At 52.9% G+C, this 14,239-nt stretch carries 13 protein-coding genes; 7 read left to right on the top strand and 6 right to left on the bottom strand.

The features are described 5' to 3' along the window. Positions 1–266: 266 nt before the first annotated feature. Positions 267–2,015, top strand: a complete 1,749-nt coding sequence (locus tag FD38_RS03510) for a DUF262 domain-containing protein (RefSeq protein ID WP_057731170.1) — start codon at positions 267–269, stop codon at positions 2,013–2,015. Between the two features lie 127 nt (positions 2,016–2,142). Here FD38_RS03510 and lrgB read toward each other — a convergent pair whose 3' ends face one another. The 3 genes from lrgB to FD38_RS03495 form a co-directional block, all read right to left on the bottom strand. Further along, positions 2,143–2,949, bottom strand: a complete 807-nt coding sequence (lrgB, locus tag FD38_RS03505; RefSeq protein WP_057731168.1) for an antiholin-like protein LrgB — start codon at positions 2,947–2,949, stop codon at positions 2,143–2,145. Next, complete coding sequence (locus tag FD38_RS03500) at positions 2,946–3,404, bottom strand: CidA/LrgA family protein (RefSeq protein WP_057731167.1); 459 nt, start codon at positions 3,402–3,404, stop codon at positions 2,946–2,948. The genes lrgB and FD38_RS03500 overlap by 4 nt, the downstream gene beginning before the upstream one ends. 195 nt (positions 3,405–3,599) lie before the next feature. Then, the gene (locus FD38_RS03495; protein ID WP_057731165.1) at positions 3,600–4,163 is read right to left on the bottom strand and encodes a TetR/AcrR family transcriptional regulator; all 564 of its coding nucleotides are present in this window, start codon (positions 4,161–4,163) and stop codon (positions 3,600–3,602) included. A 122-nt stretch (positions 4,164–4,285) separates the two neighbouring features. On the opposite strand from FD38_RS03495, the gene FD38_RS03490 reads away from it, so the two are divergent. Continuing rightward, a complete protein-coding gene (locus tag FD38_RS03490; RefSeq protein ID WP_083485260.1) occupies positions 4,286–5,026 on the top strand; it encodes a sulfite exporter TauE/SafE family protein in 741 nt (246 codons plus the stop codon). A gap of 92 nt (positions 5,027–5,118) precedes the next feature. Here FD38_RS03490 and FD38_RS03485 read toward each other — a convergent pair whose 3' ends face one another. After that, positions 5,119–5,925 carry an LrgB family protein gene (locus FD38_RS03485; protein WP_057731163.1) on the bottom strand — a complete coding sequence of 269 codons (807 nt, stop codon included), beginning with the start codon at positions 5,923–5,925 and terminating at the stop codon, positions 5,119–5,121. Positions 5,926–5,953: 28 nt separating this feature from the next. Beyond that, positions 5,954–6,322, bottom strand: coding sequence for a CidA/LrgA family protein (locus FD38_RS03480; protein ID WP_057731176.1), 369 nt, complete (start codon positions 6,320–6,322; stop codon positions 5,954–5,956). A 581-nt stretch (positions 6,323–6,903) separates the two neighbouring features. On the opposite strand from FD38_RS03480, the gene FD38_RS03475 reads away from it, so the two are divergent. Continuing rightward, positions 6,904–7,998 (top strand): glycosyltransferase family 4 protein, encoded by a 1,095-nt coding sequence (locus FD38_RS03475; RefSeq protein WP_057731162.1) that lies wholly within the window; start codon positions 6,904–6,906, stop codon positions 7,996–7,998. Positions 7,999–8,063: 65 nt separating this feature from the next. On the opposite strand, the gene FD38_RS03470 is transcribed toward FD38_RS03475, so the two are convergent. Further along, a complete protein-coding gene (locus tag FD38_RS03470; RefSeq protein WP_057731160.1) occupies positions 8,064–8,726 on the bottom strand; it encodes a YigZ family protein in 663 nt (220 codons plus the stop codon). Between the two features lie 79 nt (positions 8,727–8,805). Between FD38_RS03470 and FD38_RS03465 the strand changes: the two genes are divergently transcribed. From FD38_RS03465 to secA, 4 genes are all read left to right on the top strand, one after another. Continuing rightward, the gene (locus tag FD38_RS03465) at positions 8,806–10,116 is read left to right on the top strand and encodes an ATP-dependent helicase ComFA (RefSeq protein WP_057731158.1); all 1,311 of its coding nucleotides are present in this window, start codon (positions 8,806–8,808) and stop codon (positions 10,114–10,116) included. Next, positions 10,113–10,787 carry a ComF family protein gene (locus FD38_RS03460; protein WP_057731156.1) on the top strand — a complete coding sequence of 225 codons (675 nt, stop codon included), beginning with the start codon at positions 10,113–10,115 and terminating at the stop codon, positions 10,785–10,787. Before FD38_RS03465 ends, FD38_RS03460 begins: the two co-directional genes overlap by 4 nt. Positions 10,788–10,926: 139 nt before the next feature. Next, positions 10,927–11,490 (top strand): ribosome hibernation-promoting factor, HPF/YfiA family, encoded by a 564-nt coding sequence (gene hpf / locus FD38_RS03455; protein WP_057731154.1) that lies wholly within the window; start codon positions 10,927–10,929, stop codon positions 11,488–11,490. A gap of 269 nt (positions 11,491–11,759) precedes the next feature. Next, complete coding sequence (gene secA / locus FD38_RS03450) at positions 11,760–14,123, top strand: preprotein translocase subunit SecA (protein WP_057731153.1); 2,364 nt, start codon at positions 11,760–11,762, stop codon at positions 14,121–14,123. The last annotated feature ends 116 nt before the right edge of the window (positions 14,124–14,239 follow it).

Raw genomic sequence — 14,239 nt, 5'->3', positions numbered from 1 at the left:
CATAGGAGCACCCCGTCGGGTAACTTCTATGCCTCTAAGCTTAGTATTTTTAGTATATTTGGGTTGGTTTGCTGGTTAACCGGGTTGCGGGCTGGAGTGGCAGCCACCATATTGAGCGGAGAAATGTGGTGATTTTTGCGTTGAACGGGGATCAGCTATTGATCTGGCCAGGATGCGCTTGGTACTATAAAGAAGAAAGAATCATCCGGGGTACCAGTGCTTAAGGCGTGTGCCTCATACCTAAACGGGGAAGGTCAGGGAACGAGATGCCAATAGAATTTGTAGAGATTCCACAGCCGTCAGTTTTTCGACTGGCAAACTTATTTAACGACAATAACTTCGTGGTACCGTTGTATCAACGGAATTATGCATGGGGGGCCCACGAAGTCGAGGATTTCTGGGGGGACCTCCAGGACCTGGTAGAGGGGCGACATAACAGTCACTTCTTCGGTCAAATCGTGACGTATAAGAACGAACACGGGGACCAGGAAATCATCGATGGTCAGCAACGGTTAACGACTAGTACGATTTTTATGGCCGCAATTCGAGACGTCGCCAATCAAATCTACCGGGACAAGGTACGGGGAAGCCAGGACGAAGCCATTTTAGAGATGGGGGATCAATTACGCGATATTCGCCAACAGGTCGATAAGGCCGTGCGGGGCAAGGAACATCCTTCCCTCATCGTCCAGCAGGCTTCGGCCAATCAAGCGCAAGATTTGCAGAACTACTTTCATGACCTGACCAACGGCGTCGACAAGGCCGTCAACGAAAAACTGACATCAGAACCGAAGGAAAATATGCAGCGGGCGTACAAGGAGATGGTTCAGTGGATCAAGGCCTCCTATAAAGAAGGAAAGACGGTAGACACACGAATCGAACGGTTACAACGAACCTTTGACGCGTTCATGAATAAGTTTTATATCGTGATGATTTCGGCTCCCAGTCAACTGGACGCTTTTACCATCTTCGAGACGCTGAATAGTCGGGGCAAGGATCTCCGGGCCTCCGATATTATTAAGAACCACCTGATGTCATTGATGGGCGATAACGTAAATATCAAGGCGGGGAACGACCAGTGGAATCGGCTGACCAAGCCACTGGACGATAACAGCGATAAAATCACTCGTTTCATTCGGACTTACTGGGCGTCAAAGAAGCGCATCGTGCCAGAACCCAAGCTGTACCGAGAAATCAGTACGGAGATCAATGACGTGAACAGCGCCCAGGCGTTTCTGAGAGATCTGGAAAAGCTGGTACCGCTCTATACCGTGCTCGAATCACCAATGACACCTAGGAACCACTATGATTACTTTGAAAATAAGCAAATTACCGAAACGCTCGACGTCCTGAGTCGCTTACGGGTAAAACTCTACTATCCCGTACTGATGGCAATGGTCTATAAGAAGTATTCGGAAACGGGCATCTTGCAAGTGGCCAATAAACTGTTGGCGATTTTTGTGCGGCACCGGACCATTATTAACGACGGAACGAATAGATTGGAAACCGGATTTTCGGATGTTGCGCGTAAGATCTGGGACCTGGAACTGACTTCGGTCGATGACATCATCGCGGAATTGAACAACCGTCTGTTGCCCAGTGATCCCGCAACGGAAGCCAGCTTTAGTGTTTTGGAAAAAGCCGGTGGTCAGCGGGGCGCTAAAAGATGGACGTTGGTTTACCTTCTGGCGGAACTTTACCGAGCAGAGTATGAGGACCTGGGGGATCAATTGTATCGCGACGTGTTTAAGGAAGATAATTACCAGTTGGTCCAGATTGGAAACGAAACGGAAGTCGGGGACCGATTGAACTACGTGGGTAACTGGGCGCTACTGGAAAAGAAGTGGGTCAAAGAAGACGTTCGGGATGCCCGTTCGTGGACGCCGTACTTGCAAAAGTCCGCTCTTAAGGGAAACCGGCAGTTGGCCGACCGAATTCAAGCCAACGGTTGGCACGCGCACGATGTGGATACCCGCCAACACGAATTTTCACAGAACGTTACCTTAATCTGGTAAGCAACAAACAGATGCGGTTGCTTATTTCGTTTCATTGGAAATTAAATGGATAAAAACAGGAAGAAAATTCTCACAAGCTGAGAACTTTCTTCCTGTTTTTTGGAGTTCGGGTGATGTTCTGAGTGCCTTATTTTAAGCCAACCAACATGGCGAAAATCGGGACCACCACGTCGACGACTACGGAGATGACCACCACCGCGATGGCGGCCATGGACCCTTGAATGGACCCGAGTTGTAAGGCTTTGGCGGACCCAACCGTGTGGCCCGCGGTTCCCAGCCCTAGCCCGGCGCCGATGGGGTCCTGACTGATTCTGAAGAGTTTGATCAGCCAGTCACCTAAGGCGTAGATGACCACGGAGTTAAGGATGCAGACCATGGCGGTAATGGCGGGGTTCCCGCCAATCGCGGCAGAAATCGGCATGGCGATTGCGGTCGTCGCGGCCTGCGGTAGCATCGACGCGATACCCGTATTGTCCATCCCCACGGCCCGCGCCACGTAGTAGATCAAGACCAGCGCGATACTGGTCCCGATGACCAGGGACAACAGGATTTCCAGCCAGAACCGTTTGACCACGTCGTTACGACGGTATAACGGAATCGCAAAGGCAATCGTGGCGGGGTTCAGGAACCAGAAGATGATGTTCCCGCCCGGGAGGTAGGCCGACCGATAGAAGGTCGCCGTGTCGGTCCCGAAGAGGTGAGCCAGGATGGCGAGGACTAAGATTCCTAGGACCATCCCGACGAAGAGCGGCTGAAAGAGAAAGAATCCCTTACTGATTTTGAACAGCCACTGACCGATCAAGAACACGACCAGGGAGAGGAAGATGCCGAAGAGGGCGTTGCCGGCGTTGGCTCCGGCGGCGTTGGTCCCCAGGGCGTCCCCCAGCCATTGGCCCCAGCTGGCCATCTGCGGTGTTGCCGTTAGGGCCATCATGAGCCGTCACCATCGACGTCGGCGTCCACGGAGATGTCCCCGTGAAAGACGTGTTGGCGAATCCAAATCATCAGTTTGGTGGTGTACGCCACGCAGACTAAAAGAATGATGGTGGCCAACAGCATCACGATAAAGATCTGAATTCCTTGCGTGCGCAAGATATCCAGATTAGCCGCGACTTGGATTCCCGAAGGTACGAAGAGAAAGGCAATTAGACTGATGAGAAAGTCGCCCAGCTTTTCGACCTGATAGAGTTTCAGTACGTGCGTAGCCAGCAGCACGTAGAGAATGACCAGGCCGACCACCGGTGTGGGTACCGGCAGTTCGGGCGGAAACAGAGCGGAAATCAGACTAGACACAAAGAGAATTGCCGCGAAGATTCCCATTTGAATCAAAATGGGAGCGGCCGGTTTTTCTGCGGGGGTGGCTACTGGCTTGTTGGGCTGAGTAGGCATAAGAAACGCTCCTTTCGAAAGCGAGACCGGCGGACGATTCAAATAATGGCAAGAATGGCGCTTAATTAATGTAAGCCTTTTCAATGGTATGGGTCCATTATATGGGGTTTACCCCCCGAATACAAGATGGACTCCTCCCGAAGTGTCACGAGATAGTTTAGGGGATGATGGGTAAGGCGGAATCGGTGGCCGCGGTCACTGATTTAGGAGCTTTAAAATGTAAGTCAGGAGGTCTTGACTGGAGAGGTGCCGTTGGTGCCGTTCAAAGGCAAACACCCGGCTTCGTAGCATGGCGGCGACCGTATCGGCTTCAAATTGGAGGTAGCCGGCCGAACTTTCCGGTTGGGTCCGGTGGAGCACGCGAATCAACAACGCGATGCGGTCGTGGTAGATGGGAGTTTGTAAAAGCTGCGTAAATTCTAACGGGGTGGTCTCACTTTCAATGATGGCAAAAAAGTCTTCGTGAGCGATCCGGACGTCCAAGTAGCCCTGAAGAATCGTGACTAATTGGGTTTGCGGATCGTCGGTGGTGGTGTCGAGGTAGGCGTTCTCCCGGGTGGTGTACCGTTCCATCTCGTCACGAATCAACGCCATGCAGAGGGCTCCCTTATTCGGGTAATTCCGGTAAAGGGTCCCGACCCCGATGTGGGCAGCTTCGGCCAGTTCCTTCATTCCCACGTTGGCCACCCCTTGTTGGGCAAACAGGGTGGTGGCGACGGTTAAAATTTTTTCTCGGTTAGCGCGAGCATCGCGACGCATACACATCAGTCGTCCTTTCTAAATCGGTTAACTCTAAGGTACACTATTCGCTAGGGGTTGACAAGTGGAACCGGTTCCACTTAAATAGAAGGTGGAGACTTTTGTGAAGGGAAGCAAACGCGATGTTAGTTCTAATTTATGGTTTTTTGATTGGTGCCTTTATCAGTGTCATGGGTGGGGGTGGGGCCCCGTTATATCTGGGGGTTCTAACGAGTCAGATTGGGATTTCGACCGCCGTGGCGGCGCCCACGTCATTGATTGTCGCGATTCCCGCGCTGCTGTTCGGCTGTGCGACCCAGATGCGGATTCACAACGTTCGCTTCGACCTGGGGAACCGGATGATTTTAGCGGCCCTACCGGGAATCTTTTTGGGGACGGGGATCTCCCCGTTTATTCCCACTAAAATTTATGATTGGGTCGTGGGGACCCTCTTGATGGTGATGGGGGCCATCGTGGTGATTCGGGGCTTACGTCACGCCAAGAAGGTGCCAACGGGCCGCTCGCGTTTAGGCTTGGCCGTGGGCTTAGGCTTTCTAAGCGGCATGATGGTCGGTATCGGGGGCCTGACCGGTGGTGGGCCTACCGTAGCGGGCTTATCGATCCTGGGCCTATCCGCGATGAGCGCGGCTGGAACGTCAACCTACGTCCTGAGTGTGATGGCCATCGTCGGGGCAATCAGCCACCTGTTTACCGGGACCATTGCTTGGACCGCGGGCATCACGCTGATGATCGGTTCCGTGGTGGGGGCGGTCGTCACCCCGTTGTTGCTCCATAAGCTGGACATGGTGAAGCTGAACAAGTGGTTGACCCCATTGATGGGGTTAGTCATCGTTTATTTTGGGGTTAATATCTTCTTTAAATAAGGTTAAAATAGCGCACCCGAACTCAGCCACTTGGCTCGGTTCGGGTGCGCTGTTTAAGATGAAGCTTAAACTATCATCATGACTGACGGTGGCTAATGAAGTCCCATCAATGAAGCGAATGGTGGCACGACGACATCGACCACGATGGAGATGACGACTACGGCGATCGAGGCCATGGAGCCTTGAATGGAGCCTAACTGCAACGCTTTGGCGGACCCCACCGTGTGGCCGGCGGTTCCTAACCCCAGGCCGGCACCGATAGGATCGCTGTTGACCTTGAAGAACTTGACCAACCAGTCACCCAACGCGTAGATGATCACCGCGTTTAGGATGCAGGCCATCGCCGTAATTGCGGCGTTGCCCCCGATGGCCGTGGCGATTGGCATTGCAATCGCGGTCGTGGCCGCTTGTGGTAACATGGAGGCGATTCCCACGTCGTTTAAGTGGAAGAGCTTAGCCACGCCGTAAATGGCGAATAACGAGATGACTAACCCCACGATCAACGACAGAATGATGACCGGCCAGAAACGCTTGACGATGTCGTTTCGGCGGTACAGGGGAATGGCAAAGGCAATCGTGGCGGGGTTTAAGAACCAGAAGATAATGTTTCCGCCCGGCAGGTAAGCCGACTTGTAGAAGGTCGCCGTGGTGGTGCCAAAGGCTTTGGCGAGTAAGAATAGGATAAAGATCCCGAGGACCATCCCTACGAAAAGGGGCTGGAAGAGAAAGAATCCTTTTCCAATCTTAAACAACCACTGACCGATGAGGTAGACGACCAATGAGAGAAAAATCCCGAAGATGGCGTTCCCAGCGGAAGCACCGGCGGCATTGGTACCCAGGGCGTCACCCAGCCACTTGCCCCAAACCGCCATGTGCGGGGTCACTGCTAAATTAATCATAATGTTCTTCCTTTCTTAATGGAGGCGGTCAGTTGTTGATATCGGTATTCATATGAAAGACTTTTTTCGCGATGCGGATAAACAACGCCGTGGTGTAGGCCACGACCACCAGCAGGATAATGGTCGCAATCAGGGTGACCAGAACGATTTGGACCCCTTCAGCCTTTAAGATGTCGAGGTTGGCAGCGAGTTGAATCCCGGATGGTACGAAGAGAAAGGCGATTAAGCTGATCATGAAGTCGCCAAACTTTTCGACGTTGCGCAGCTTAACAATGTGGGTCGCTAAGAGGACGTACAGTAAAACCAACCCGATCACGGGTGTCGGCACGGGAAACGAGGCGGGAAAGAGGGGCGAAATCAGACTGGAAACGAACAGCACGGCCGCGAAGATCCCCATCTGGATTAAAATGGGGGATGGGGTCTCGGTCGCCTCGGTTGGCGTCGTGGGTGTTACTTTATCTTGAGTAGTCAATTAAAAAATCTCCCTTCTGGTCCGTAACCGTTGAGCGGCACGAATATAATTTTTTCACAAGAAAATGTAGTAGAACAGATTACTAAAAATGAGACACTTTTGACTTTCCCCCTCGTGCAAATTCATTATATGAAGTTTAAGTTTCTAGTACAAGCTAAAGCCCTGATATAATTACTTTTATGCTCAAACGTTGTGTACCATCATTACTATTTATTCGTTTGAAAAATCAAAGAAGTGACATTGTTGAATAATCATTCATTTAGTAACCAATTTGAGCAGATTGTGAATTTTGATTAACTAACCGAACCAACCAATGGGTTTTGCGATCAATTTTAAATGGCGGTTGTGTTTGATTTCGTAGCTTTGTATAATTAGCGAAAGACACATGAAGAATCTGTACGGGTAAGGGCCCGCGTCGTTGGGGATAGGATTAACGGCGTGGGGACTAGGGGACGGTCTGGCAATCTACGTTCCCCGTCACCTGCAGAATAGAAAGAGGACAACTTATGAAATTTGAGATTATTGTTAGCTTATTTGCTACCATGATCATTTCCGCGGTCCTAACGCCGTTTATTCGCCGGTTCGCGTTTAAGATTGGGGCGGTGGATAAGCCGAATCGGCGGCGGGTGAATAAGATTCCCATGCCAACGTTGGGCGGTTTGGCCATCTTCATCGCGTTTACTTTCTCGACGATGTTTCTCCTGCGCGACCAGATGCCGACCCAACAGCTCTGGGGCCTCTTCGGTGGTGAATGTATCATCGTGGCCGAGGGGATGATTGACGACGTTTATGAATTGAAACCGCACCAAAAGGTGATTGGTCAACTGCTGGCGGCCCTCGAGGTGTACTTCATCGCAGAAGTCCGGATGCGCTACATCACGTTACCGTTTATCGGGACCTGGCATCTGGGACTGTTGGCCTTGCCCATCACGTTGTTATGGATCGTGGCCATCATCAATGCCATCAACCTGATCGACGGGTTGGATGGCCTGGCGACCGGGGTGTCGATCATCGCATTGACCACCACCGGGATTACCGGCCTGTTCTTCTTGAACGTGGCCAACACCTGGGTGGCCATCATGATTTTTGCGTTGGTCGCCGCCATGGTCGGGTTTCTCCCTTATAACTTCTTCCCGGCCCGAATCTATTTGGGCGATACCGGGGCCCAGTTTATTGGGTTTATGATCGCGTGCTTCTCCCTGTACGGCTTGAAGAACGTGACCTTCATTTCCGTGATCATCCCCGTGATTATCCTGGGGGTCCCAATTACGGATACGGTGTACGCCATGATTCGCCGAATCTTGAACCGGCAGCCGATTTCTCACGCCGATAAGCACCATTTGCATCACCGGTTGATGCAGTTGGGCTTGACTCACCGGCAAACAGTGCTGGTGATTTACGGGATTGCTTTGATTTTCTCGTTTATCGCGTTGCTGTACCCGTTGTCGACGATTTGGGGCTCGGTCCTGTTGACCGTTGCCATCATGATTGGCTTGGAACTCTTCGTCGAAGCCATCGGGCTGGTCGGGTCGAACCGGCAACCGCTGTTACATTGGATCAAACGCATCGTGAAGCAATTTACGTCTAAAACTTCAGATTAAGCTAAAAAGCACCGCTTCTCACGTCTTGTGCGAGAAGCGGTGCTTTTGGGTAATTGGGAGTTTGGTTAATCGTCACCTCGGCTGCTGGCGTGAATCTCGACGGGGACTTCGTGGTAGTCCACGGCGCCCAGCGTCATGGTCAACCGGTCGTTGAGAAAGTTCGTGATGTCTTGCTGGGTGGCTTCGACCGCGGCCAGGTCCACGGCGATGGTGACCTGCACGGCCGAGGTGTAGAGGGTCTGCAGGACGGTAAGGTCGTTTTCCTTCAGGTAGTGGCTTAACCGATCGTAGTTAGGATAGTCGACCGTGATCTGAATGGCCCGTTGGCGAACGCGCTTGACCACGCCCACGGCCTCGATACCGGTCGACGTGGCGTTACTATAAGCCCGGATCAACCCGCCGGCGCCTAATTTGATGCCGCCAAAATACCGGGTGACCACGGCAATCGTGTTGTGCAGGTGGTTGCGTTGCAAGACCGTCAGAATGGGAACGCCGGCGGTTCCGGACGGTTCACCGTTGTCGCTTTCCCGTTGAATCTGGTCGTGATCGCCCAAGACGTAGGCCCAACAATGGTGGGTCGCCTTGGGTTCGCGCGCGATGACGTCGGCCAAGAACGCCTGGGCCTCCGCCTCCGTGGTTGCCCGGCCGAGGTCGGCGATAAACCGGGATTTTTTGATTTCTAGTTCGTGGTGACCGGCCGCTTGAATGGTTAAATAATCGGTTTCCATTGAAAACACCCTTTTTTCAAAATTTAGGCGACGTTGCCCGGACTTCCCTTTAAAGGCACGCACGAAGGGAAGAAAGCTCATGGACAAAAGCCAATTGTTTGGTCGTCGTTTACCGTTAACTCAGGCGCCCGCTGGGGGGCATAACATCCCCGCGCTCCGACAGGTCAACGGTCGCTGGCAATGCCAACGCTGTCACCAATGGGTCGGACCAACCGACCAATTACCGCACGGGATTCCGTATTGCCGTCATTGCTTGAACCTGGGGCGCCTGACGACTCACACTAAATTATACACTATTCCGGAGCCGAATCAGTTCGCAACGTTGACCAGTTCGCCGTTGCGGTGGCAGGGTCAACTGAGCCCCCAACAAGAGACGGCGGCCCAAGCGGTGTTACGTCACACCCAGGCCAAACGGGACCAACTCCTCTGGGCCGTGACCGGGGCAGGGAAGACGGAAATTGGCTTTCCCGCGTTAGCCTGGGCCTTACAACAAGGCTGGCGGGTCGCGTGGACCTCACCACGAGTCGACGTGTGCTTGGAGCTAGCCCCGCGTCTGGCCCAAGCCATCGCGGTGCCCCAGACTGTTTTGTATGGGGGCCAACCGGTGCCCTACGCTTATTGTCCCCTGACCATCTGTACCACCCATCAGCTCCTACGCTTTGAGGCCGCCTTTGATTGGCTCATCGTGGACGAGGTCGACGCCTTTCCGCTCGCGACCAGCCCGCTCCTCCAACTCGCGATTCAACGGGCCCAGAAGCCAACGGGCAGTCACCTCTACCTCACGGCCACGCCGGGGCAAGACCTGCAGCGGCAGATTCGGCGTCACCAGTTGGCGGTGACCTATTTGCCCTTACGGTATCACGGGTATCTGTTGCCGCCGTTGCGGGTGAAATTGGTGGGGGACTGGCGCCGGCAGCTCGATCAACGACGTTTGCCGGGAAAACTGATTCGTCAGGTGCGCCGCTACCAGCAAACCCACCAACGGTACCTGCTCTTTGTGCCGCACGTTCAGGATCTGGCGCGGGTCCAAGCCGCCTTGCAACACGCCGGGCTGGCCGGTGGGGTGACGGTCCACGCCGCCGACCCGAAACGGCAGGCCAAGGTTCAGGCCTTCCGCGACCACCACGTTAACGGTCTTTTGACCACGACCATTTTGGAACGGGGCGTGACGTTTCCCGCCGTTTGTGTGCTGATCCTGGGGGGTGACGATCCGGTGTTTGCCACTTCGGCGTTGGTTCAGATTGCGGGACGGGTCGGCCGCCAGCGGGACCATCCGGGTGGCGACGTGCTGTGCTACGCCACCAGTCAGCCCCGCACCATTCAGCGGGCGCAAGCCATGATCAATGCCCTCAATCGGCGAGGACGCCGGTTAGGCGGGCGCCGACCATGATGACCTGTGTGTGGTGTGGTCGGGCGGTGACCCCGTCCGTGACGTTGGCGACGCTGTGGCACTGGCAGCCGCTAGTCGCCCCCGAGGTGTGTGCCGCTTGTCGGGCCCGGTTGCGGCCCCTCCACGCGCCGCAGTGTCCCCGGTGTGCGCGACAGCAAACTACGGCGCAGGTCTGCCACGACTGTGCGCGGTGGGGGGATGCCTGGGTCAACCACGCCATCTTTCCTTACGATGCGACGTTGAAAGCCTATATGCAACAGTATAAGTTTCAGGGCGATTACCGGTTGCGGGTGGTGATGCAACCCTATCTTCGTCAAGCCTTGGCCCAGGAGACTTACGACCTCTTGGTCCCCATTCCCGTGACGGCGGGGACCTGGTTGACCCGAGGCTTCAATCAAGTGACCGGGTGGCTGACCGACCAGCCGTTTCAACAGGTCTTGACCGTCGATGATGCCCACAAACCCCGGCCCCAATCGAGCAAGACCCGCCAGGAGCGGTTACGGACCCCGCAACCGTTTCAATTGACCCCGAACGCTACGAAAATTTTACCAAATCAACACGTTCTGTTACTCGATGACGTCTACACCACGGGTCGGACCCTCCGCCACGCTGCGGCTCAAATTTATTTGGGGGGCGCGAAAGCGGTTACTAGCTTGACTTTAGCGCGTTAGGCCGAATTTTAATTCGTTAGAATAATTGTCTATCGTAGCGCTTTCTATTATAATAATAGTAAGCAAAGCACCTATGAAGAGTGGTCCTTCGAGTGCTGAGCAAGCCAAGTGATTTCTTGGCTGAAGGGAGAGAAGTTTTATGCTCACATTTAATATTCGTGGTGAAAACATCGAAGTTACTGACGCAATACGGGATTACGTTGAAAAGCGAATCAGCAAGTTAGAGAAATATTTCGATAACAATGTTGAGGCAATTGCGCATATCAACCTGAAGGTCTACCAAAACAAGACGGCTAAGGTTGAAGTAACGATCCCACTCCCATACTTGACATTACGGGCAGAGGAGACCTCACCAGATCTGTACGCCAGTGTTGACTTGGTCACCGATAAACTGGAACGCCAAATCCGGAAGTACAAGACCAAGGTTAACCGTAAGTCACGTGAAAAGGGCTACAAGAACTTAGACTTTGCCCCGAACGCTACGCCGGATGACGACCAAAAGACCGAAGGCAGTGACCTTCAAGTCGTTCGGACTAAGCGGGTTTCATTGAAGCCGATGGATAACGAAGAAGCCATCCTGCAAATGGATATGTTAGGGCACGACTTCTTCATCTACCAAGATGCTGAAACCAATGGGACCAGCATCGTGTACCGGCGCAACGATGGCCGTTACGGGCTGATCGAAGCCAACGACGAAGACTAATTTTAATTGAACACGTGAAAGCCTGGGACGGTGGTCCTGGGCTTTTTTCTGTGGTTAAGTCGGCGGGTCGCGGTTGGTAAGGTCGCCAATGTTCGGTATTATTGCAATTTTTATGGTGGATTGGCAATTGAAAACGGTTTAGCTTTCGTTAACTGGGTAGAAGAGTTTCATCTTGCCGATGTTAGTGTTAAAATGTAGGTTGATTTATTGCAAAAGAATGGGTAACTTAAAATAGATTAATTAAACGAAGTACTGAAGGGAATTCTCACATGGCAAACATTTTAAAGAAATGGGTCGAAAGCGATCGACGAACTTTGCGACGCCTCAGTAAATTAGCGGATAAGGTTGGCGCTTACGCTGATGAATATTCAAAGCTCTCAGACGAAGATCTGAAGGCTAAAACGCCTGAATTTAAGAAGCGCTATCAAGACGGCGAAACCTTGGACGATTTACTGCCCGAAGCTTTCGCGGCTTGTCGTGAAGGGGCACGCCGGGTCTTAGGCTTGTACCCATTCCATGTTCAAATCATGGGGGGAATCGTGCTTCACGAAGGGAACATTGCGGAAATGAAGACCGGTGAAGGGAAGACCTTGACCGCGACCATGCCCGTTTACTTAAACGCCCTTGCCGGTAAAGGGGTCCACGTGGTCACGGTTAACGAATACCTGTCCGCCCGGGATGCCACCGAAATGGGTGAATTGTACAACTGGATGGGCCTATCGGTCGGATTGAACTCCGCCGAAAAGTCACCGGATGAAAAACGTGAAGCCTACAATGCCGATATCACTTACTCCACCAACGGGGAAATCGGGTTCGATTACCTGCGGGATAACATGGTGGTTTACAAAGAAGATATGGTCCAACGGCCATTAAACTTCGCCATTGTCGACGAAGTGGACTCCATCTTAATTGATGAAGCCCGGACGCCGTTGATTATTTCTGGTCAATCCGAGGGCACGAGTCAACTCTACAAGCGAGTGGACCGGTTTGCGAAGACCTTACACGAAAAAGAAGACTTTAAGATCGACCTAGAATCCAAGACGGTCTCGTTGACCGATACGGGGATTGAAAAGGCCGAAAAGTACTTCAATTTGAAGAACTTATACGACACGGACAACACGGCGCTAACCCACCATATGGATCAAGCCTTACGGGCGAACTTCATCATGCTGCGGGATAAGGACTACGTGGTCCAGGACGGTGAAGTCTTGATCGTTGATTCCTTTACTGGGCGGGTCATGGAAGGCCGGCGTTACTCTGACGGGTTGCACCAAGCCATTGAAGCCAAGGAAGGCGTCGAGATTCAAGAAGAAACCAAGACCATGGCCAACATCACGTACCAAAACTTGTTCCGGATGTACGCTAAGTTAGCCGGGATGACGGGGACGGCCAAGACCGAAGCCGAAGAATTCCGGGAAATCTACAACATGGAAGTTATTTCCGTGCCGACCAACAAACCGGTCGTTCGGATCGACCATCCCGATGTGTTGTACCCGACGTTGGAGTCGAAGTTTGACGCCGTTGTCCGGGAAATCAAGGACCTCCACGAAAAGGGTCAACCGATGTTAATTGGGACCGTGGCCGTGGAAACGTCCGAATACCTGTCCCAACGTTTGGATAACGAAAACATCCCGCACGTGGTCTTGAACGCCAAGAACCACGCCAAGGAAGCCGACATTATTCAAAACGCGGGTCAACGGGGCGCCGTGACGATTGCCACCAACATGGCCGGGCGGGGGACCGATATCAAACTCGGCCCCGGCGTGGTTGAACTTGGTGGGTTAGCCGTGATTGGGACCGAACGTCACGAATCGCGGCGGATCGATAACCAGCTGCGGGGCCGTTCGGGCCGGCAAGGTGACCCTGGTATGACGCAATTCTACCTGTCCTTGGAAGATGATTTGATGCGGCGGTTTGGTTCCGACCGGGTCAAGGATTTCTTGCAACGGATGAACGTGGACGGTGAAGACGCCGTGATTCGGAGTCGGATGATCACCAAGCAAGTCGAATCTGCTCAAAAGCGGGTCGAAGGGAATAACTACGATTCCCGGAAGAACGTCTTGCAATACGATGATGTGATGCGGCAACAACGGGACGTCATCTACGGTGAACGGAACCAGATCATCCAGGAAGACAAGTCCTTGAAGTGGGTCTTGATGCCAATGATCAAGCGGACGGTCAGCCGGGTGGTTAGTTTACACACCCAGGGCGACCAGGCCGATTGGGACTTGGATACCTTACTAGACTTCGGGATTTCGGCTATGGTTTCGCCCGACCAAATCAGCTTGGCTGACTTGAAGGACAAGACCGCCGACGAAATCGTGGACTACTTCATGGATCTGGCAAATAAGGTCTACGACGAAAAGTCCAAGCAACTTTACGATCCAGCCCAGATGCTGGAATTCGAAAAGGTGGTTATCCTGCGGGTGGTTGACTCCCACTGGACGGACCACATCGACACCATGGATCAATTACGGCAGTCCATTGGGTTGCGGGGTTACGGTCAGTTGAACCCGTTGGTTGAATACCAACAAGACGGGTTCCGGATGTTCGAAGAAATGATCTCCGACATCGAATACGACGCTACCCGGTTGTTCATGAAGTCTGAAATTCGTCAAAATATCACGCGGTAAGTTTGAATGACCGCCGAAACGGGGCTGGAAATTTTCCAACCTCGTTTTGTTATGTCTCGGGAAATTGATGGTACACTGAGTTGAGAGAATTTAAAATAACTTAAAAGGAGCCCATA

The organism is Levilactobacillus zymae DSM 19395, from assembly GCF_001434115.1.
Lineage (GTDB): Bacteria > Bacillota > Bacilli > Lactobacillales > Lactobacillaceae > Levilactobacillus > Levilactobacillus zymae.
This window is presented reverse-complemented; position numbering and strand designations above follow the sequence as displayed.